General features: G+C 41.6%; 23 protein-coding genes. 7 read left to right on the forward strand and 16 right to left on the reverse strand.

The annotated features are described in order from the left end of the window. Positions 1–105 precede the first annotated feature (105 nt). The 4 genes from AC6CHI_RS01840 to ahcY form a co-directional block, all read right to left on the reverse strand. Entirely contained in the window at positions 106–2,967 is a 2,862-nt protein-coding gene (locus AC6CHI_RS01840) for a putative bifunctional diguanylate cyclase/phosphodiesterase (RefSeq protein ID WP_498119188.1), read from the reverse strand. 170 nt (positions 2,968–3,137) lie between these two features. Then, positions 3,138–3,854 (reverse strand): 16S rRNA (uracil(1498)-N(3))-methyltransferase, encoded by a 717-nt coding sequence (locus AC6CHI_RS01845; RefSeq protein ID WP_498119189.1) that lies wholly within the window; start codon positions 3,852–3,854, stop codon positions 3,138–3,140. Positions 3,855–3,879: 25 nt separating this feature from the next. After that, positions 3,880–4,716: a methylenetetrahydrofolate reductase [NAD(P)H] gene (metF, locus tag AC6CHI_RS01850; protein WP_498119190.1), complete on the reverse strand. Its 837-nt coding sequence runs from the start codon at positions 4,714–4,716 to the stop codon at positions 3,880–3,882. A 149-nt stretch (positions 4,717–4,865) separates the two neighbouring features. Beyond that, positions 4,866–6,248 (reverse strand): adenosylhomocysteinase, encoded by a 1,383-nt coding sequence (ahcY, locus tag AC6CHI_RS01855; RefSeq protein WP_498119191.1) that lies wholly within the window; start codon positions 6,246–6,248, stop codon positions 4,866–4,868. A gap of 414 nt (positions 6,249–6,662) precedes the next feature. On the opposite strand from ahcY, the gene AC6CHI_RS01860 reads away from it, so the two are divergent. Then, positions 6,663–7,202 carry a cysteine peptidase family C39 domain-containing protein gene (locus tag AC6CHI_RS01860; RefSeq protein WP_498119192.1) on the forward strand — a complete coding sequence of 180 codons (540 nt, stop codon included), beginning with the start codon at positions 6,663–6,665 and terminating at the stop codon, positions 7,200–7,202. Between the two features lie 136 nt (positions 7,203–7,338). Here the strand turns inward: AC6CHI_RS01860 and AC6CHI_RS01865 are convergent, their stop codons facing one another. Beyond that, positions 7,339–7,866, reverse strand: a complete 528-nt coding sequence (locus AC6CHI_RS01865) for a hypothetical protein (protein ID WP_498119193.1) — start codon at positions 7,864–7,866, stop codon at positions 7,339–7,341. A gap of 91 nt (positions 7,867–7,957) precedes the next feature. Here AC6CHI_RS01865 and AC6CHI_RS01870 point away from each other — a divergent pair, with 91 nt between their 5' ends. Next, on the forward strand, positions 7,958–8,935 hold the full coding sequence (locus AC6CHI_RS01870; protein ID WP_498119194.1) for a DUF4424 family protein: 978 nt from the start codon (positions 7,958–7,960) through the stop codon (positions 8,933–8,935). 38 nt (positions 8,936–8,973) lie between these two features. Here AC6CHI_RS01870 and AC6CHI_RS01875 read toward each other — a convergent pair whose 3' ends face one another. After that, positions 8,974–9,486: a tetratricopeptide repeat protein gene (locus AC6CHI_RS01875; protein ID WP_498119195.1), complete on the reverse strand. Its 513-nt coding sequence runs from the start codon at positions 9,484–9,486 to the stop codon at positions 8,974–8,976. A 225-nt stretch (positions 9,487–9,711) separates the two neighbouring features. Between AC6CHI_RS01875 and AC6CHI_RS01880 the strand changes: the two genes are divergently transcribed. Further along, entirely contained in the window at positions 9,712–10,023 is a 312-nt protein-coding gene (locus tag AC6CHI_RS01880; RefSeq protein ID WP_498119196.1) for an NGG1p interacting factor NIF3, read from the forward strand. Positions 10,024–10,274: 251 nt separating this feature from the next. On the opposite strand, the gene AC6CHI_RS01885 is transcribed toward AC6CHI_RS01880, so the two are convergent. Further along, positions 10,275–11,057, reverse strand: coding sequence for a nitroreductase family protein (locus tag AC6CHI_RS01885; protein ID WP_458890742.1), 783 nt, complete (start codon positions 11,055–11,057; stop codon positions 10,275–10,277). 115 nt (positions 11,058–11,172) lie between these two features. After that, positions 11,173–11,973, reverse strand: coding sequence for an enoyl-CoA hydratase (locus AC6CHI_RS01890; protein ID WP_458890741.1), 801 nt, complete (start codon positions 11,971–11,973; stop codon positions 11,173–11,175). Positions 11,974–12,077: 104 nt separating this feature from the next. On the opposite strand from AC6CHI_RS01890, the gene AC6CHI_RS01895 reads away from it, so the two are divergent. Both AC6CHI_RS01895 and AC6CHI_RS01900 read left to right on the forward strand, forming a co-directional pair. Next, positions 12,078–12,647 carry a nicotinate-nicotinamide nucleotide adenylyltransferase gene (locus AC6CHI_RS01895; RefSeq protein WP_498119197.1) on the forward strand — a complete coding sequence of 190 codons (570 nt, stop codon included), beginning with the start codon at positions 12,078–12,080 and terminating at the stop codon, positions 12,645–12,647. Positions 12,648–12,682: 35 nt separating this feature from the next. Beyond that, a complete protein-coding gene (locus tag AC6CHI_RS01900; RefSeq protein WP_498119198.1) occupies positions 12,683–13,279 on the forward strand; it encodes a YceI family protein in 597 nt (198 codons plus the stop codon). Between the two features lie 25 nt (positions 13,280–13,304). On the opposite strand, the gene AC6CHI_RS01905 is transcribed toward AC6CHI_RS01900, so the two are convergent. Further along, entirely contained in the window at positions 13,305–14,216 is a 912-nt protein-coding gene (locus AC6CHI_RS01905) for a LysR family transcriptional regulator ArgP (protein ID WP_458890738.1), read from the reverse strand. Between the two features lie 137 nt (positions 14,217–14,353). On the opposite strand from AC6CHI_RS01905, the gene AC6CHI_RS01910 reads away from it, so the two are divergent. Then, a complete protein-coding gene (locus AC6CHI_RS01910; RefSeq protein ID WP_498119199.1) occupies positions 14,354–14,959 on the forward strand; it encodes a LysE/ArgO family amino acid transporter in 606 nt (201 codons plus the stop codon). Between the two features lie 63 nt (positions 14,960–15,022). Here AC6CHI_RS01910 and AC6CHI_RS01915 read toward each other — a convergent pair whose 3' ends face one another. The 6 genes from AC6CHI_RS01915 to dapD all read right to left on the reverse strand — a co-directional run bounded on the left by AC6CHI_RS01915 (position 15,023) and on the right by dapD (position 18,992). After that, on the reverse strand, positions 15,023–15,481 hold the full coding sequence (locus tag AC6CHI_RS01915; protein ID WP_498119200.1) for a peroxiredoxin: 459 nt from the start codon (positions 15,479–15,481) through the stop codon (positions 15,023–15,025). Between the two features lie 3 nt (positions 15,482–15,484). Further along, entirely contained in the window at positions 15,485–16,183 is a 699-nt protein-coding gene (locus AC6CHI_RS01920) for a Dph6-related ATP pyrophosphatase (protein ID WP_498119201.1), read from the reverse strand. A 69-nt stretch (positions 16,184–16,252) separates the two neighbouring features. Then, positions 16,253–16,663, reverse strand: a complete 411-nt coding sequence (locus AC6CHI_RS01925) for a hypothetical protein (RefSeq protein WP_458890734.1) — start codon at positions 16,661–16,663, stop codon at positions 16,253–16,255. 16 nt (positions 16,664–16,679) lie between these two features. Beyond that, on the reverse strand, positions 16,680–17,348 hold the full coding sequence (gene queC, locus AC6CHI_RS01930) for a 7-cyano-7-deazaguanine synthase QueC (protein ID WP_458890733.1): 669 nt from the start codon (positions 17,346–17,348) through the stop codon (positions 16,680–16,682). Between the two features lie 29 nt (positions 17,349–17,377). Next, on the reverse strand, positions 17,378–18,088 hold the full coding sequence (gene queE, locus AC6CHI_RS01935) for a 7-carboxy-7-deazaguanine synthase QueE (RefSeq protein ID WP_458890732.1): 711 nt from the start codon (positions 18,086–18,088) through the stop codon (positions 17,378–17,380). 82 nt (positions 18,089–18,170) lie between these two features. After that, the gene (gene dapD / locus AC6CHI_RS01940; RefSeq protein ID WP_458890731.1) at positions 18,171–18,992 is read right to left on the reverse strand and encodes a 2,3,4,5-tetrahydropyridine-2,6-dicarboxylate N-succinyltransferase; all 822 of its coding nucleotides are present in this window, start codon (positions 18,990–18,992) and stop codon (positions 18,171–18,173) included. Positions 18,993–19,283: 291 nt separating this feature from the next. Here dapD and carO point away from each other — a divergent pair, with 291 nt between their 5' ends. Next, positions 19,284–19,991 (forward strand): ornithine uptake porin CarO, encoded by a 708-nt coding sequence (carO, locus tag AC6CHI_RS01945; protein ID WP_458890730.1) that lies wholly within the window; start codon positions 19,284–19,286, stop codon positions 19,989–19,991. Between the two features lie 67 nt (positions 19,992–20,058). Here carO and AC6CHI_RS01950 read toward each other — a convergent pair whose 3' ends face one another. Next, positions 20,059–21,267, reverse strand: a complete 1,209-nt coding sequence (locus tag AC6CHI_RS01950) for an OmpP1/FadL family transporter (RefSeq protein ID WP_498119202.1) — start codon at positions 21,265–21,267, stop codon at positions 20,059–20,061. Positions 21,268–21,420: the final 153 nt, after the last annotated feature.

The following is a 21,420-nucleotide window of genomic DNA, read 5'->3' on the forward strand; positions in this document are numbered from 1 at the left end:
TGGTTTTTGCTGAATTTGCTCGAATATACCATTACTTGCGTTTTAAGCACAGTCGAACACGGTTCTTTTTTACACAAACTTAGACCTAAAGCCTATTGACTCAGATTAATAAGCTATAAGTTTGTGCTGTTGAAGGTATTCGGTCGCATTATTTTCAGATAAGGGTTTGGAGAAGAGATAGCCTTGCGCTATATCGCATTGTAGTTTTTCGAGATAGCAAAGCTGCTGTTCAGTTTCAATTCCTTCAGCAACCACGGTCAGCCCCATGGCTTTGCCCATAGCTACCATTGCGCTGATGATGGCATCTTGTTTGCCATCCCCAATGTTAGCAATGAAAGCACGATCTATTTTTAAGATATCAATCGGGAAGTCGGCAAGGTAGGCTAAGGACGAATAGCCTGTACCAAAGTCATCGAGAGCGATATTGATCTTGCGTTGTTTGATCTGATCGAGCAGCAGTTTTACAGTTTTAGAGTTTTCAATCAGGGATGATTCGGTGATTTCCAACTCAAGACTTTCACCTGAAATTTGATAAGTTTGAATCGCGTCATCTAAATCAGACAGTAATTGTCCGCGCTGTAATTGCTGGGCAACCACATTGACGGAAACACAGATATTCTTAAAGCCAATCGAATTCCAATAACTAATTTGTTTGGCTGTTTTATGGATGACAATACGTCCAATATCAGAAATTAAACTGGTTTTTTCTGCCATCGGAATAAACAAAGCCGGAGGAATAATGCCCTTGGTTGGGTGATTCCAACGAACCAAGGCTTCAAATCCATAAACGTGCTGATCTTTAAAATTAATTTTAGGTTGATAATAAACAATGAGCTCATCATTACGGATTGCTCGGCGTAAATCACGTTCTAAATAAATGCCTTGTTCAAGCAGGGCGGTATTATCACTCGAATAATATTTAACAGTATGTCCACCGAGGCGTTTGGCTTCAGTCAGTGCCTGTTCAGCACAGTTATTCAGATAATCGAGTTGGCGACCATGTTCTGGATAGAAAGAAATCCCCATAGAAATGGTAATAAAGTGATCTTGCCCAAAAATGTCAAAGGGTTCACTAAAGGCATCTTGAATACGTTGGCAATGCTGCTGAATGGACGGGCGGATATGCGAAATTTCGTACACAATCGCGAAGTCATCGCCATTTAAGTGTGCTAAGAATAAAGCTTCTGTATTGGTCAGTCGTAAGCGTTGCGCGACTTGTCTTAAAAGCTCATCACCACCATTGTTGCTTAAAAATTCATTTAATGGACGGAAACGGTCAATATTGAGCCGAATGACAGCCAATTGTTGAATGGAATCTTGATGCGAAACCAGATATTGATGTAGTTGATAGTTATAATAAAAACGGTTCGGCAGGTCGGTTAAGGTATCGTAATTTTCCAGATAAGACAGACGCTGTTCTTGGAGTTTGCGTTCGGTCAAGTCCGACACAATGCCAATATAATTAATGACACGATCATATTCATCATGAATGGCATTGATATGCAGCCAGAGGGTGAGTTCTTTGCCAGAGTCAAACTTTTCGGTTAACTCGCCATCATATTCACCCGTACGTTCTAATTGTTCGAGAATAAGCAGATGATTTTTTTGCTGCTGTATTTTGCTCTTTGAACTAATGTCAAAAAGATGTAGTCCTAGACAATGCTCTTGCTTAAAGCCAGTAATTTTTTCATAAAAAGGATTCACATTCACATAACGTAAATGTTTATCTAAAATAAAAATGCCTTCAGCTGCTTGCTCTAAGACGCTCGCAGCAAGTTTTAGTCGTTCCTGATCGGTTTTTTCACGATGAATATCACGTTGAATACCCACCATACGCAATGGTTTTTTGCTTTGAGGGTCTCGTTCAATTACACGACCAATATCATGGACCCACGTCCATTCACCGGTACTCTGTAGCACACGGTAAGTGGCTTCGTAACGGTCGGTCTCAGCGCGTAAGTGGCGTTTTAAGGCGGTTTTGAAACAGCGTAGATCATCGGGATGAATGATATTTTTTAATTGAATACGATGATCTTTGGAGTGTTTACGTTTCTGTTGCTGTTGGTAATCACTGACAGAGATATGCCGCTCACGAATATTCCAGTCCCAAGGCTTTAAGCCTGCAATTTCATGCGCAAGATCCAAGTTTTGCTGTTGATTTTCGAGATTGCAGTTCATTTGTTCAATATCAAACGTTCGTTCTTTAATTTTTTGTTCTAAAAGCTGATTGTTAAGCTGAAGCTGTAATTCAATTTCTTTGGATTTGTTCATTTCGTTTTGGAGTTGCATGCACAAGTCTTCAGTCCAAGTCACTTGTTGTTCTGTATTTTTGATTAATTGAGCATTACGTAAATACAGAGCGGATAAACGTTTATGAATTCTAGAAGTTGAATTTGCGCAAAGTAGAATAACAATCAGAACAAAATTGACCGTCAGATGAAAGAGTTGATTAATCTGGTCGGTTAGAATGAATTGAGAAATAAAATAGGGAATAATCGAGGGGATAAAAACTAAACAAAAATAATCTAGGCGTTGGGTTAGAAATGTCAGTGCCAAGGTTTGCGTGACGATCAGCATTAACGCGGATAAGGTTAATGCATGGACATGTTCAAAATTTGGGTTGACCTGAGGTAGGTAGTAATAAATCAGGGCAATTCCAATCGCGATCAAGCTGCCGACACTCAGGCAAAGAAACTGCACCCAGTGATGTGCTTTAGAGATTTGATATTGCTCGGGCTTGAACCAAATGGCGGTTAGTAACCAAAAAAAACTGACTAAAATTTCAGTACCAATAAACCAGATATTAAAAAAGGTAGAAAATTGAGAAAAATTGAATTGATAAACGCAATACACATAAAGAAAAATAATCAGAATGCTGGCTAAAAACAGTTGAATATGCCGTATGGAATTATGAATTTGCGCAGCTCTTAACTGCGGTTTAAGATTCGCATCTAAAAAATCTGGCATATCTTTCATAACCTTATTTTTGTTTTGTTCTAGATACAGTATAGGTTATACGTTCCATTCATTAGCTTAGGCGTTTAATAAAATTACAGTAATTGGAATCACTTTTAGATTAATCAGGTTGTTCATAAATTTCAATCGAATCCATCTGTATTTGCATAAATATTCAAAAACTATGGTCTAACATTGTAATTCAAGATGGACAATGCAACCACAGGGGCAGTTTCGGTGCGTAACACACGTTCGCCGATGCACCAACTCGTAAACCCAGCCTGATTGGCAGCCAGTATTTCCGCTTCACTTAAACCACCTTCAGGTCCAATCAGCAGGGCAATATCTTGACTCGCATCGTTCAAAGGATCGGTTTCGTCTTTATTCGGTGCAAGCACGAGTTTAGTGTTTGGCAATGCAGATGCAAGCCATTTCTCTAAACTGATCGGTGCATGGATTTTTGGCACAATATTCATGCCGCACTGTTCACATGCTGCAATTGCAATACCTTGCCAATGGTCTAATTTTTTCTGGTCACGGTCATACTTCAAACGCATTTCACAGCGTTCAGAGGTCAACAGTTGAATCTCAGCAACACCCAGTTCGACCGCTTTTTGAATCGCATAATCCATGCGATCACCTTTGCTCATCACTTGTCCGAGTAAAGTACGAATAGCAGGAGTCCGATTGCTAGGATTAAACGTCAATACCTGAACAGTCGCAGTCTTTTTCGAAACTTCGGTGAGTTCTGCGAGGTATTCACCCCCTTGTCCATTAAACAAGATGGCTTGATCGCCAACTTGGGCGCGAAGTACTTTACACCAATGATGAAAAACGGTTTCCGTCAGTTCAATCTGGGTTTCAACCGCTAATTCAGCTTCAATATAAAAACGTGGCATAAAGTACAACTCGTCTAAGTCAGGATTAAACTAAACCAAGGTCAGTCACAAGCTGACGGGTTGGATCAGTGGTGTTCATGGTGTAGAAATGCAAGCTCGGTGCACCGCCAGCCAGTAGACGCTCGCAGAGTTTGACCACAACTTCGTGACCAAAAGCTTTAATACTTGCGGTATCATCACCATAGGTTGCCAATTGCTTACGAATCCAACGTGGAATTTCAGCGCCTGTGCCATCAGCAAAACGAATCAGGTTGCTGGCATTGGTAATCGGCATAATGCCGGGTGCGATTGGAATATTCACGCCTTCTTTTTGAATGCGCTCTACAAAGTAGAAATAGGCATCTGGATTAAAGAAGAACTGGGTTAAACCGGCATTCGCCCCTGCATTGGCTTTGTCGCAGAAACGCTGGATATCTAAATCAAAACTTTCTGCTTGTGGGTGCATTTCTGGATAGGCTGCCACTTCAATATGGAAGTGATCCCCCGAATGCTCACGGATAAAGCGCACCAAATCTGTTGCATAAGGCAGTTCACCTAAACCGACTTGTCCAGAGGGTAAGTCGCCACGTAAAGCCACAATACGGTCAATACCTTGGTCTTTATAGATATCAAGTAATTCAGCAATACGGGCTTTGTCATCACCAATACACGATAAGTGCGGCGCAACCGGTGTGCCTTTACCATTGAATTCAGCAATCGCTGCAAGCGTACGTTCACGAGTTGAACCGCCAGCACCGTAGGTAATTGAGAAGAACTCTGGGTTTAATAACTGAAGTTCTTGGTGTACGATTTTAAGTTTTTCTGCACCCGCATCAGTTTTAGTTGGGAAAAACTCAAAAGAAATAGGAACTTTTTTGCTCATCATCAAATCCTTTTTTATAAATGCTTTTTATTTAGACCTCTCCCTATTCCTCTCCTAAAAGGAGAGGAAACTTTCCATATAAGTTGAATTAATCATGAAAAGTCCCTTCTCCCACCGGGAGAAGGCTAGGATGAGGGGGAATATAAAACTTAGTATTTATAAGCGTCAGATTTGAATGGACCTTCAACAGCTACACCTAAGTAGTCAGCTTGTTCTTGCGTCAATTGAGTCAAGACACCGCCAAAACCAGCAACCATTGCTGCTGCAACTTCTTCATCTAATTTCTTAGGAAGAAGTTCTACACGAATTGCTGCTTGTTTTTGATCTTCTGGAAGATCCGCAAATTTTTCAGCGAATAAGTGCATTTGACCCAAGACTTGGTTGGCAAAAGAACCATCCATAATACGTGATGGGTGACCAGTTGCATTACCTAGATTCACTAAACGACCTTCAGAAAGAAGAATCAGGTAATCGCTGTCATTTTCAGAACGGTAAACTTGGTGAACTTGTGGCTTCACTTCAACCCACTTGTAACCACGTAAGTAGTTGGTATCGATTTCAGTGTCAAAGTGACCAATGTTACACACCACTGCACCTGCTTTTAATGAATCAAGCATTGCAGCGTCGCAGACGTGGTAGTTACCCGTCGTTGTTACGATTAGGTCAGTGTTTTGAAGAAGGTCAAGGTTGATGTCTTCTTTCTTACCAGTCTGTACGCCATTTTTGTATGGAGAAACAACTTCGTAACCGTCCATGCATGCTTGCATAGCACAGATTGGATCTACTTCAGTTACACGTACAATCATGCCTTCTTGACGAAGTGATTGAGCAGAACCTTTACCTACGTCACCGTAACCGATCACAAGGGCGCGACGACCAGATAAAAGCATATCTGTACCGCGTTTGATTGCATCATTGAGTGAGTGGCGGCAACCATATTTGTTGTCGTTTTTAGACTTCGTTACAGAGTCATTTACGTTGATTGCAGGAACTTTTAAAGTACCGTCACGAAGCATTTCATACAGACGTTGAACACCTGTCGTTGTTTCTTCTGTAACGCCGTGGATTTTTGCAATCACTTCAGGATATTTTTCATGAACAAGGAGTGTTAAATCACCACCATCATCCAAAATCATGTTGGCATCCCAAGGTGTGCCATTTACATTGATTTGTTGTTCAAGACACCACATGTATTCTTCTTCAGTTTCGCCTTTCCAAGCAAAGACAGGAACACCAGAAGCCGCAATTGCAGCAGCAGCGTGGTCTTGAGTTGAGAAGATGTTACAAGAAGTCCAACGAACTTCTGCACCCAATTCAACCAATGTTTCAATTAAAACAGCAGTTTGAATAGTCATGTGGATACAGCCAAGGATTTTCGCACCTGCAAGTGGTTTTGCAGCAGCATAGCGCTTACGAAGACCCATTAATGCTGGCATTTCAGCTTCAGCAAGTTTGATTTCTTTACGGCCGTAGTCAGCTAGAGTGATGTCAGCAACTTTATAATCTGTAAATGAAGCATTAACCGCGTTCATTACGATCTCCTTATAAATACAAAAATTGATCATTATGTTCGCGGATGCCGTTGTTGATTAGAGCGAGTGTCTAACCGAATCGTCGAGCCTAGCGATTTCACATTTGTGTACCTGTGAAAAAGTCGCAGCATCCCTCGACTGCGGGATATTGTACTTGGAAATTGATTTTGTTCCAATCTGTAATTGGTTAATATCTGGCTGAAAGAAATAATCTGATTTAAAACATATTCTTGGTTGAGAAATCTAATTGTTCTGTAAGTACCGAAGAATGAGGGAGATCAGTCAAATGGGAAGAATTGCAAGGTGAATACGGCTTTAATCTAAGACATTCAGCATGCAGAAAGCCTCAGGAAAAACCTTGAGTTTAAATCTGTAAGTATTATCATCCGCCCATTACATCTTGAGATCAAACCTATGGCTTTAGAGATTCCTGATTCCTTGCTGAATTTAGAAGCAAACTGCGGTGTCTTTGCGGTTTGGATGTTGCTGCAACATCATGGTGTGCATATCGACATCGAAGAGCTAATCAAGTTATGCCGACATGATCGTCAAGATGGAACTTTTACGATCGCGTTAGCAGTTGCTTTAAAAAAGATCGGCTTTAAGGTGTCATTTCATAGCGATCCAGATCCAAATATTGACCGAACTGAGCGTCAGAGTTATACCGAAGCCAAAGCGTTAAAAATTCCGATTGAACCTGCATTGAGCTATGCCCAAATCCAAAAAGAAATTGCGCAGGGAAACATGGTGATCGTGTACTACGACACTTTAGATGAAGTGGGTAATCAATCCTTGGTGTATTCAATTGATGATCAAGACATTTATTTCTTTGATAATTTTGAGTCAATGCCTGCCTTGGTTTTTGAACAGCAGCGTAAAGCGGAAGGCATTTGCCGACAAGCGATTGTGATTAATGATCGTGGTGTTCAGCTTCAATCGACTGTACGCAATTAATAGATTTTGAAGATTCCAAGTTTGATGTATTTTTATGAATAGCCATCAAGCTTGGAATACAAGAATAACCGCTTGGCAATTTAATAGAGATAGGGTTGCTCACTAACTCAAATTCGGGTCTGCGGAATTTAAAGGATTAGTTTTCTTGGTTATTCCATTCTTCAAATAGCGCATTGACCCAAGTGTTCTGACCGTTGTTGATACGATAACTTTCTAATTCTTTGAATTGACCATTCTCCATTAGATAATAAACCAGCTCGCATTGTTCATGATCGCCTTTGCGACTGCCTGTACCTATTAGCAAGCGACTATCAGCTTTGAATTTGATCTCTCTCGATGAAAAACCATATTGTTCGGAGTAACAGTCTCGGAATGAGTCGGGTAAATAGGCGGTTGCACCCGTTTTCGCATCATACAGTAAACCTGCGACACATCCGCCACCACAGCCATAAGTTTCAACGCCATAATGACCGGCAAAATTGACAGGCTGTTTTGAAAGTTCAGTCATTAAGGTTTTATACAGTCTAGTTTCTTTATTCAAAATGACAGCATGGTTTTTGCCTGTATACATCTGCGCTGGATAATCTTGAAAAGTGGGATGCGCAAAGAGTGTACTAGAAATCAGCAGTGCAGAAATGGCGAGAAGCGATTGTTTAGCTGGCATTTGAGTCCCCGAAATGGCGTAATTTTAAATAAATTCAATATAGTATTAAATGATAGATCAGCAAAATTTGAATAAGATAAAAGGATAGAGAATGTATAAATGGCAGTGGTGCAGTATATGGGTAAGTGCCTTGATAGTGGTGAATGCCTATGCCAATGATAGTACAGGTTTTGTGGAGACTGGAGGCGTTCAATATCTGCATAATCCCAAGATTGTGATGCAGAGTGAAGACTTGTTTATTAGTAAAAAGCAGATTCGGGTGGCCTATCAGTTTAAAAATTTGACTGACCAAGACATCGAAGAAATAGTTCTGTTTCCATTGCCCCGAGTCGGTAGTGCTAGGGAGAGCGATTTTGCCGATACGGAAGGGCTGATTCAAAGCTTTCAGATTAGGCAGCAGGGTAAGCCCGTACAACCCAAAACGCATGTGCGGGCCTTTTTGCCGGATATGCGTCAGTCCAAGCATGACTCGGCAGACTATTCGCTGATTGATGTCACACCTCAACTTAAAGCGTGTGGTTTATCTGAGATGGATTTGATGTATCCGTGGATGCAAAATCAGGATGTTAAAAAAATCAGCCAGAAGATGCTGCAATGTACAAATCCTAAAATACAACAATTACTCCAGTCCTATCAGCAAGAGGATGAAGTCTATTGGGAAGCACAGGTGGTTTATAGTTGGCAGCAACGCTTTAAAGCCCATGCGATCACGCATATTCAGCACGAATATCAGCCCTTGGTCGGTGGTTCGGTTGCGCTCTATCCAGAGCAAGATGAAAAAACTTATTGTATGGATGCGACTTTTAAAGCGGGCTTAAACAAGGCGAAAGCACAGCAGGCACCATATCAGGCACTTGGCTATATTTTAACTACGGGTGCTAACTGGGCGAAACCGATTGCAGATTTTAAGCTTACGATTGAGCGTGATGTAGGGGAATTAGTTTCTTTCTGTTGGGAAGGCAAGGTGCAAAAGATCAGCCCAACGCGTTTTCAAATGCAGAAAAAGAATTTTGTGCCAAAACAAGACTTGAATATTATTTTTGTGAATACTAAATTTCGCTTTGAATAATAAAAGATTGCCCATCATCGAGATGGGCATGTCTAAACTTAACTGAATTGTTGTGCCTTAATGGACCATTCATCCGCTTTGGCTTCATCAACTTCGACGCCCAAACCATGTGCATAGATACAGGCTAAATCACGCATGGCTTGTGCTTCACCGAGTTCTGCGGCTTGTTGTACCAAAGCCACTGACTTGGCGATATCTTTTTCCACCACATTGCCACGACGATAGAAGCCTGCAAGTTCTAAAATTGCAGCAGGGTGATTCAAAGCACTGGCTTGTTTTAGCCAGTGATACGCATGTTCAAAATAAGTGTTCGCTTCTTCAGGGTCTTCTTCTAACAGCTCTTTGGCATACACCACATAACCTTCACCCAACCAGTACATGGCTTCGACATGACCATTGCCCGCAGCCTTTAAGGCCCACTCTTCGGCAAGTTCTATATCTTGCTCAGCTTCACTTTGCATATATAAATTGGCTAATTCAAATTGAGCTTCAGCATTACCTGCTGTCGCACGATTTATGAGTTCCGCTGAAATAGAAGGAAGTTGGGACATAACAACACCAGTACACGAGCAATAAAAAAGCCAATCGGAAGATTGGCGCTAACAGTATAACTGAAAATCGCACTTTTGTACGCTATGGAAAATATAGTTGTTTGTGTATGGCAAATTAAATCAGGAGGCATGCGACACACATCGAGCTTTAATCCCACTTGAGATTTATAAAGAACTTCCTTCACAATGTCTGAGTATGCGCATCATCTTGACAAGGATTAACCTGTGCTGAAATTAATTTATTATGTGCCAGAAAGTCATTTAGAAGTCACCAAACAGGCCATCTTTGCTGCGGGTGCTGGAGGGATTGGCGATTATGAACATTGTGCATGGCAAGTGCTTGGTATGGGGCAATTCAAGCCTGTGAATGGTGCTAATCCATTTATTGGGCAGTTGAATACACTGGAGCAAGTCCCTGAATGGCGCGTAGAAACGATTGTGCCTGAAGGACAGGCGCAAGCAGTGGCACAAGCACTGAAAGCCAGCCATCCTTATGAAGAGCCTGCGTTTGAGTTTATTCAAATCTTGGATATTTAGCCCAAATCGCTTTTCCAAACTAAAATGAGATACACGGAAACGTCATCTGCAATTCCTTGAAGCAGGATGAATTATGAAAAAAGTTTCTGTGATGCGCTGACATATCGAGGGTATTTGCCCAGTTTTGCAGGTCTTGCATTGCTATAGTCACACCTCAGCTTTTGCCTACTTTTCCCGAAAGAAAAGTAGGTCGAACCAAAGGCTAGTCCAATCATTAAAATCTTATTGAACAGATTCTATCGGCAAAGCCCTTAAAGTTTTTGAATAAAGAGTTCGCGGTCAAAGCGATATTGTGGGAAAAACACACCATCTTTCGCACGTTCTCCCGCGGCTATTACCATGACTGGGTATTGTTGCTCATTTAATTGTAAGATTTTTCGCACCATGGGTTCATCAAAACCTTCCATCATACAACTGTCAAAACCATAGGCTCTTAACGCTAAAACTAGATTTTCACAGGCCAGCGCAGTGGTTTTACTTGCCCATAATTTGGCATCTGCGGGGGTAAAAGCAGTGACAGGAAGTTGTTTGTTAAAACTTCGCGCTACTTTAAAGGCAATTTTTTTTACATTACCTAAGGTATTAAAGTAGCCCGTTTTATAATTGTACGGAATCACGCGATAATATTTCTGAACTGCTGGCGGGGTTTCGGGAAATGGAAATTCGCTAATATTACGTTTTGCCATATCATCTAAACGGTCAGTACGGGCAATGCAGACTATCAGTTCAGCCGCTGTTTTAGCTGCCAATTGATTTAAACAGGCTTTGACCAATTGCTTTTTCTTGGCAGGGGTCTGCACCAGATAAAAGGTCCACGGCTGTAAATTGGAGGAGTTCGGTGCAAGCAAAGCTAAATCTAAGCAGGCATCTAAAACGTCACTTGGAATTGCCCGATCCGTAAATTTTCTGACCGAACGACGGCTTTCAATGACTTTTCTGAAGTTGTTAATATCAATATCTTGTGGAGCAGGCTCGTAATAGCGTTTTTTGCCTGATTCATCTGTAATGTAATGGGTTTGATCTGAATGAGTCATAGGTTTAATTCAGCGATGAAAGACTGTTTTTAGAATATCGCGTGCTAAGTCAGAGCGATGTTGTTTTTACGTGAGTTGCGTTGTAAAAAAGGGGCATGCAGCCCCTTATTCAGTCTTAGTTAAATTGAGAAAAATCAGGTTTACGCTTTTGCATAAATGCCGCAATGGCTTCGGCCATTTCAGGAGAAGACACGCGCTTCATAAAAATTTCAGCTTCATGGTCAATACAGTCCACGATGCTTTCTAAGTTATGCTTCATCAGAGCTTTGGTTTGGCGTAAAGATGCCAAAGGTAAGGCCGCTAGGGTTTGTGCCTGTTTAAAGGCTGCTGCATAGACATCTTCTTCAATGCTATTGACCAGACCCGCCGCAACCGCTTTTTCGCTGTTGAACTTCTGCGCCGTGAATAAAAGTTCTGCCGCTTTATGATAGCCTGCCTGTTGAATTAACAATTGGCTGGCAGCGCCTTCAGGTGAAAGCCCCAAGCTCACAAATGGAATTTGGAATAATGCCGTTTGGTCACTATAAACCAAATCTGCATGTAATAAGATGGTGACCCCAATGCCAATGGCAACACCACGCACTGCGGCAATTAAAGGTTTAGAAAAACGAGCCGCGGCTTTTAATACCACAAATGGTGGAGCATCGCCTGACTTGCCTTGTAAGGGTGACTGAATAAATTGCATAAAGTCCTGCATGTCATTTCCAGCAGTGAAGTCGGCATCTTCACCACGTAAAATTACCACGCGCACGTCTTGAGACTGATCCGCTTCATTGAGTGCTTGGGCAATCCATAAATACAAATCACCATACAGGGCATTTTTAGCTTTAGGACGGTTGATGGCTAAAGTTAAAATCCCGTTATCTAAATTTGCATTTAAATGTTCATGTGGTTGTTGAATACAACTGAGCGTCATCGTACTATCCTTGCTTTAAAATTTAGTTAAATTTTATGTGCCATTATGTCGTATCTTAATGAAGAAGGGTGCAACTGATGAGTTCATAAAAAAGTTCAGATTCTATGAAGCATACATTTGATTATCTGGTTTTTATTGGGCGTTTCCAGCCATTTCATATCGCGCATATGCGAACCATCCAAATTGCATTGGAGCTGAGTGATTATGTCATTTTGGCTTTGGGTTCGGCACAAATGGAACGCAATATAAAAAATCCATTTACCGCACAAGAACGTGAACAGATGATCTTGTCGAATTTTTCTGAACAAGATGCGGCACGGATTCGTTTTGTGCATGTGATTGATGTCTATAACGATAAAAAATGGGTGAATTTGGTCAAGACTTTAGTCAATGGTATTGTTCGAACCGAAGATAAAGTCGGCTTGATTGGGCACTTTAAAGATGAGTCCTCCTATTATTTAGAGTTATTTCCAGAGTGGGACATGGTGGAAATTGACAGTCTAGAAGGGGCGATGTCGGCAACTCCAATGCGCGAAGCTTTTTATCGTGGTGAGATCTGGGAAGAGGCGTTCCCTCAAGGCACCATTGAGTTTTTACAAAAGTTCAAACAAAGCGTGATTTATCAACAATTGCAACACAAATACCACACCGAAGATAAATCTAATCTTGAGTAAACTATAAGCTCAGTACCTCAATTGAGGGAATGGGCATGCGAACTCACTCTGCATATGATGATCATTCAGGCATACACCGGATTAAGCTGTGTATGTTTTCCTGCGCACTATTGTGCTTCACAAATGTGGGGCATGCCTCGACTTGGCAATTAACTTCGAATTCTGAGGTCGGCTTTCATATTGATTCATTTGGCATGAACTTGGTGAAGGGTCGCTTTAACACTGTACAATCGGCATTGGAGTTTGATCTACAGCAACCTGAACGTGCCACTGCACAGGTGGTGTTGGATATTAATAGTGTAGAACTGAATAAGCCTAGTTATAAAAGTATGGTGCTGGGACCTGATTTGTTCTATGCCGAAAAATACAAAACTGCGACCTTTAAAAGTACCCAGTTTAAAGGGCTTGGGGGGCATGACTACCAAATTCACGGCAACCTGACGTTACGTGGTATTACCCGTCCAATTATTTTCAAGGCCAAAATGAGTCCGCGGCAGGGCAATCCAGATTTAATGGATCTGGAAGCCTTTACCATCATTCGCCGGAGTGATTTCGGTATGAAAAAAGCTTTGGGCGGTATTGGAGAAAAAGTCAATATTCAAGTGGTCGGGCAGTGGAGAAATCTGGATTAATCCCTTAGTCATGCACCTTTTAGGGTTAAAATGAGGTGTTCAGTTGTTGGTTCATATAGCTGGGAGCTTGTTGCAAAAGGGTTTGCGTGAGTTTAGCCAGTGCCAGTGATTGTTGTTTCCAGTGGTGCCAATAGACCGGTAGATCGATGCTTAATGCTGAAGAAACCTCGACTAATTCACCTGACTTTAAATAGTGTTGCGCCTGAAAATCGGGAAGCCAGCTATAGCCTAATCCCATCACCGCCGCATCCAAAAATGCACTGGAAGATGGCAGTAAAAAATGCGGATATTGGTTGGGATTGAGCCCAAATTTTTGCTGAATATAATCAATATGCATATGATCTTTTTCATTAAAAATTAACGCTGGTGCAAGGCGTAGTGCATCGCGGGTCACCCCTTGACTAAACCAACACTGAGTAAATTCTGGTGTCGCCACAAAGCGGTAATGCATGCTGCCTAAATATTCTGCAATACAGCCTTTCATGGCTTTGGACTCAGTGGTTAAACAGGCATTGACCAAGCCAGCCTCGAGTAGATGATGAGTCTGGGATTGGTCATCCACCTGAAAATGTAGCACGATGTTATGTTCAACAAGATAGTTTTTGAGTAAGGGTAACAGCCACGTCGCCAGAGAGTCAGCATTGGTGGCAATATTGATTTGATAAAATGCTGACTCGGCAGATTGTCCCGTCAGGTTTTGCATTAAATTATGTTCGAGCAAACGGCTATGTTGTAAGTAATGTAATAACGATTGGCCTGCTTGAGTCACGCGGCATGGGCGTTCGCGTACAATCAATAAATGACCTAGCGTCTTTTCCAGACTTTGCACTCTGAGGGTGACGGCTGAAGCGGTAATATATAAGCGTTCAGCGGCCAAATCGAAACTTCCTGTTTCTGCCACCGCTAAAAAGGCATCACATTGCTTGCTGTTTAACATTTTAGATCTGTGTGGTTCAAATTTCCTTTTAGCATAAACTAAAAATAATTTAGTTGTATTGATATTTTCTTAATTATATTTAGTTTTGTGCGAAAAAATTGATAATACGAGGAAGTTAAAATCAATTGGGAATCATCATGCTACTACAAACGTATTTTCAAGGAATCGCGATCGGTTTGAGTCTAATTGTTGCGATTGGGGCACAGAATGCTTTTGTTTTAAAGCAAGGTTTAAAACAGCAGTCGGTGTTTTGGGTTTGCACCGTATGTGCTTTGTCAGATTCAATCTTGATTGTGTTGGGGGTAACGGGCTTTGCCGTGGTCATGCAGCAACATCCTGAAATTTTGTCGATTGCAAAATGGGCAGGGGCTTTGTTTCTTTTTTGGTATGGCATGCAACATTTAATCAGAGCATTCAAAGCCAATGAAGGTCTGCAAGCCAGTGAGCGTGAAGAAACCCAATTGAGTAAAGTTATTCTGGTGTGTTTGGCCTTAACTTGGCTGAATCCGCATGTGTATTTAGATACAGTCGTGTTGTTGGGTTCAATCTCTACTCAATTTGAGCACGCTAAACTTTATTTTGCTTTGGGGGCGATTACGGCTTCTTGGTTGTTCTTTTTTAGCCTAGGTTATGGTGCACGTTTGTTAACGCCTATTTTTGAAAATCCGAAATCCTGGAAGATTCTTGATGCTTTGATTGCGCTGGTGATGTGGGCAATTGCCGTGTCTTTAGTGCTGGGTTAATAGCAAAAGAAAATGCCGCTGCATGCAGATGACCCTATCTGATCATGAGCGGCATTTTTTGCATTAAGCTTGCAAGGCTTTTAAATCTTCAAGCACTTGTTCAGCATGACCTGCAGCTTTGACTTTGCGATATTCTTTCACCAGCTTGCCTTGATGGAAAATGAATGTTGAGCGTTCAATCCCCATCACTTGTTTGCCATACATATTTTTTTCTTTAATCACGTCAAAGTGCTTGCACAGCACTTCCTCTTTATCACTGATTAAGTCAATCGTGAGAGATTGTTTTGTTGTGAAGTTTTGATGAGCTTTAACCGAGTCACGTGAAACACCGAAAATAGTGGTATTCAGTGCATCAAACTGGTCTTTTAAACAAGAGAATCCAACCGCTTGAGTGGTACATCCAGGCGTGGAGTCTTTTGGGTAGAAATATACAATCAACCATTCAGTCGGTACTTCAGTTAAGTTGACTTCACCGGTTGTGGTGAAAAAGCTTTGATTGGGAAGTAGAATTGTATCCGTCATGGTTTATCCTTCAATCGGGTGTTGTTTTAGTTCAAGCGGTAAAAAGGCATAATTTCCGTGATAAAGAATAGCACCTTTTGCAATATTCAGGGCATGTTTGAAAATGGGGCCATCAATCACGGTGGTATGGAATTCACCGGCTTCTCCACATGGGTCTATGCCACGCGCTAGCAGTTCTTGCACATAGTCGAGTGTGAGTACTCGGCCTAAATCTTCTACTTGCATACCTAGGTTTAGATTGACTGTCACAATGATGCTTTGAAATCCAAGAGCAATGAATTCATGCACAATGTCCAAACGCGGGCGTTGCCAAAGCGGCATGCATAAACTGAGCGAGCTTTTATCACATACCGATTGATTCCATTCGGCATGAGCCATTAAGTCAATATCCCCAGTGACCAAGGTTTCCGCACCGAATGCCTTCGCTTGTTGCAGCAGTTGGATAAACTGACTTTCATACTCCTGCCATGTTGCCGAAGCGACAAGGATCTGGAGTCCGATTGCATCGGCCTGTGCATGGATGATATCTAAGGACATTCCATGAGAGCGTGACTTTAAGCCCTGTTCTTCCAGCATTACAATCAGTGCAACTGGTTGGCCCATTTGCATGGCCTGATAGAGGGCAAGGCTGCTGTCTTTGCCACCACTATAAGAAGCCACAAATTTTTGACCCTGCGCGTTAGTATTCCATTCAACCTGCATAATTAAGTTCTATCTTTTTTTGCCATAGAAAAAGCCTGCATAAAGCAGGCTTGATTCACGCAGTGCGAATTATTTCTTCGCTTGAGCGTTTTTCATCGCTTCTTCAGTTAATGACTTTAATTTAGTTGTTAACTGAGGACCAAAACATGCTTGTAAGTCTTTATTTTGCTTTTGCACAAAAGCTAATGTGCTCGGGCTTTTCTTTTGGTTAATCGCGCTTTGGATTTCCCATTTTTGTGCATTGGTTAATTTACCATCTGCATCGACCGCACAAGTACAGTACTTACTTACTTCAGCACTTGATAATTTATTACCTTTGGCTGTTTCTTCTTTACAAACATTAATTAACGCAGCTTTTACATTAGTGCTTTTATACGCTTCTTGTAGTTTGTTGGATTCTGCAGCATGTGAAGCTGTTGCGAATAATGCCGCAGCAGACACTAATGTAGAAAGAATAATGTTTGATTTTAAATTTTTCATAAACTGTACCCTGTAATTACGGTATGTAACGTGTTGGGTCTGCTACACCTGCGTCTTCAAAGCCTTGTTTGCGTAAGCGGCAGCTGTCGCATTTACCACAAGCACGTCCTTGGTCATCTGCTTGGTAGCAAGACACTGTTTGACTATAGTCTACGCCATGTTCAATACCCAAGCGAATGATATTTGCTTTGGATAAATGTAACAGAGGTGTTTCAAATTTAAGAGGTTTTCCTTCGACGCCAACTTTGGTTGCCAAGCGCGCCATGTTGGCAAACGCTTCGATATATTCTGGACGGCAATCAGGATAACCAGAATAATCAACAGCATTGATACCAATCACAATCGCTTCAGCCCCAAAAACTTCTGCTGCAGCCAAAGCATAGGACAAGAAAATGGTGTTACGTGCTGGAACATAAGTTACAGGAATGCCATCTTGCAGTTGTTCTGGTACATCAATGCTATGGTCGGTTAAGGCGGAACCACCTAAGTTACTTAAATCAATATTAATAATACGATGTTCAACACCAGCACGTTGTGTTAACGCTTTTGCAGCATCAAGTTCTGTGGTAGAGCGTTGACCATACATAAAGCTAATTGCCATGCATTCGTAACGTGCTTGTGCCCAAGCTAAACAAGTAGTTGAGTCTAAGCCGCCAGATAACAAGACTATGGCACGAGTGCGCATCTGCAAATCTCCTAAATCTCTAAAAGCAATTAACGACCAGTTTCATCGTTCCACAACAGTTTATGCAGCTGAAGTTGGAAACGAACAGGGAGATGGTCTTCTAAAATCCATTGCGCTAAGTCACGCGCGAGTTGCGGTAAGCGTACAGCACCTTTTTCAACAGCAAAAGCAGGGGAGAACCAAACGGTACTGACTTTATCCTGTAGTTGGTACTGTGCAACTTGTAGTTTTGACCATTCGTAGTCTTCACGGTTACAAATCACGAATTTGATCTGATCGTGAGGCGTAAGATGCGCCAAATTACTGATCAAATTACGATGTTCTTCACCCGAAGTTGGGGTTTTTAAGTCTAATACTTTTGAAACACGGGGATCGACCTTAGCAACATCTAAAGCACCACTGGTTTCTAAAGAGACTTCACAACCTAAATCGGCCAGACGCGTCATTAAAGGTAATGCATTGGGTTGTGCCAATGGCTCGCCACCTGTCACGCAGACATAAGGCGTTTGAAAGTCTAGCGTAGTTTCAATAATCTGTTCGAGCGACTGACGCTCGCCACCTTCAAAGGAGTAGGTGGTATCACAATAGGTACAACGTAGCGGACAACCTGTTAAACGGATAAATACCGTCGGCAGTCCTGCTGTATTTGCTTCACCTTGTAATGAATAGAAAATCTCCGTGATGCGTAAGCCCGCAGCCGGATCAGAAACAGGAATAGCCGAAGATCGGAGAGTATTCATAGCACAAGATAACCACATGATAGAAAAATAAAAATCTCTACGATCATGCCTGACCGTAGAGACCGAAAAGCATTTTGAAGAATTAGTCTTCGCGTAATAATTCGTTCAAGCTGGTTTTAGCACGAGTTTTCGCATCAACTTTTTTCACGATAATTGCAGCATATAAGCTGTAAGTACCGCATTTAGATGGAAGGCTACCAGAAACAACCACAGAACCTGCTGGTACACGGCCGTAGTGGATTTCGCCAGTTTCGCGGTCATAAATCTTGGTTGATTGACCAATGAACACGCCCATTGAAATCACAGAACCTTCTTCAACAATTACGCCTTCAACGATTTCAGAACGTGCACCGATGAAGCAGTTGTCTTCAATAATAGTTGGGTTCGCTTGTAATGGCTCTAATACACCACCGATACCTACGCCACCAGACAAGTGAACGTTTTTACCGATTTGTGCACATGAACCTACAGTTGCCCATGTATCAACCATTGTGCCTTCATCTACATAAGCACCAATGTTGACATAAGATGGCATTAACACCACGTTTTTCGCTTGGAAGCTGCCTTTACGTGCAACGGCTGGAGGTACAACACGTACGCCTGCAGCTTTGAACTGTTCTTCAGTCCAACCCGAGAATTTAGTGTCTACTTTGTCATAGAAACGAAGATCACAAGACTCAATTGGTTTGTTGTCGTTTAATTTGAACGATAACAAGACTGCTTTTTTAAGCCATTGATGTACAACCCATTCGCCGTCGATTTTTTCAGCAACGCGTAATGAACCGTTGTCTAAACCAGCGATAGCTTGTTCAACAGCATTGCGAATTTCTGCAGGACAGTCCGCTGCTGTGAAATTGGCACGGTCTTCAAAGGCTTGTTCGATAATTGTCGAAAGCTGAGACATGATCTTCCTTCCAAAAAAATTTTGAAGATTTTACACTATATTTGCTCAAAAATAGATGAAAAATCGTCTTAGCATCGGAATTTATAATTAAGACAGTTAAGTAAAAACCTATGTTAAATTGTATAAGTTGTTAAACAAATTAGTGTTTGCAAACGATATTTCATGAAATATGTATCAAAAGTTAACACAAACCTAGCAAATTGTTCATAAAAAGTACCGATGTTCTGGTCTAGCATGAGTTCATCAAAACAACTTCACGATTAAAAGTTTAATCTTCTGAGGAGACCAGTAATGAAAAAACTAAGTTTAATTGCGATTGCAACTACAATGACCGCTTTTGCAGGTACTGCAATGGCAGAAGAACCAGTCATTAATGATGGTCGTGTTTCTAACCAACTCATGCCAACTTCTGTCCGTGCTGAGGCGGGGACAACAGGTTATGGTGGTGCAGTCACTTGGACCGCAAACCCTTATGTGGGTGTAACCCTTGGTTATAATGGTGGTGATGTTTCTTGGTCAGATGACCTGTCTGTAGATGGCGTGAAATATGACATGGACATGAAAAATAATCTGACTTATTTAAACGCTGAAGTACGTCCTTGGGGTACAAGTTCGAACATGTGGGCAAATTCTCTTTACATGGCAGCGGGTGTTGGCTATGTCGATAGTGAATACACGCTCAAATCTAAAGCTGGTAGTGGCAGTATTGAAATTGATGGCAAGCAAACCGACTTTAAATCTGTAACGGGTAAAGTTAACTATAACAATGACATTGCACCATACTTGGGTCTAGGTTTTGCACCTAAAATTACTGACCGTGTAGGTGTGTTTGGTGAGGTTGGTGCTTATTATACGGGTAATCCGCAAGCCAAATTGACTGGTGTGGGTGGTACAGCCGCAGATCAAGAACTACTTGCTGAACATGAGCGTAATGTTGCTAATGATGATAAATATGAATGGATGCCAGTGGCGAAACTGGGTGTAAGCTATCACTTCTAATAAGAGGTAGCTTAGAAATAAAAAAACGGGCTGCATGCCCGTTTTTTATGCCGATAGACAACGTCAACTAAAAGTGATGTCCAATTTTTCCACCAAAGACCCATGCATCATTCTGATTGACTGAATATAAAGTCGCAATTTTTCCTTCCGCCTCACTATCCATAACGGTTTTGGCTTTGTTAAAGCGTAAATATTGGGTTCCGAAAGCCATGAAGGACTGGGGTTGCCAGTAGTAGAGTGTACCGAGTCCAAGTCCGTAATAACCATCAACGGGGCTTAATGTAGACGCTGTATTGCCGCTGCCAGAATCCCAGCTTAGATCAAGGGTAGAAACCCAGCGTGGGCTGAATTGATGGGCAATGCCAATTTTTCCAGACCATTGATCCTCTTGATATTGAATCATTTTGAAGGAACGAATTTCAGGAGCATATTGCGCGGCACTTGCGATGATGGCAGCGAACTGAGTGGGCTGAATGATATAGTCACTCCAATTGACCCAGCGGAGCGAAGCATAAATCAGATTTTTTTGCGAAATCCCAGTTTGAAAATCCAGATTGACAGATGCAGGTGTTTGAATGGTAGTTTTATCCGCTGTAGTAAAGCTAATCGGCTGGTTCTGAATCGATTCATTTACATGCACTTTATGTTTAATTGCCGAGCGGTAGGTTAGGCTACTGCGAAATGCGTATTCAGGAATTTGATAACTTAGACCAGCAAGCCAACCTACAGCATGATCTTTTTTAAATTCGGCACGATAACCATTTAAAAAAGAAAAACTTTGTCCGAATACTTGTAGCTCGCCTTCAAAGCTTTGTAGAGCCAGTCCGGAGTAGATTTGCCATGAGGGATTCAGTTGATAGCCAAAAATGGTGGTGATATTTTGACTGTCAAAATTGATTTCTGTGGATTCAATCTCGATGGGGCCGATCACGGTCTCAGGACGATAATGATATTGAATGTCGACACCAAAAGGCTGATCGAAAATCAGTCCGACCGCAATTTTGGGATGTGGCTGAAACTTGAGTGCTGCTTGTAGAAAATTTCGGTCTTCGACAAAATTACCAGTAGAAAAATCGGTGACGCCTATCTCGGCTAAAACATCCTGATTTTGCACTTGTCCGGAAATATCGGCATTTAAATGCGCGACAGTGATTTCAGCATAATTGCCGTGTTCAAAAAAGGAGCCAAGGGATTGTCCAGATAATTCCATCCCTCCCGCCTGAACTGAGGAGGGAAGAAAGATGATGGCTGAGGTCAAAGAGCTGATTTTCCACATGAAAACATACCTAAAATTATGATGAATTTACTGATTGTTCTAATGTCGGTGCGACTCATTGTGTGGAATTATGCAGAATGAAGCAAGATGATTATGTTGTTCTGACTAATTGTAGAATTTGTGAATTTGGTTGAAATTAAAAATTAGCAATAA

This window comes from Acinetobacter sp. GQ146 (assembly GCF_059758585.1).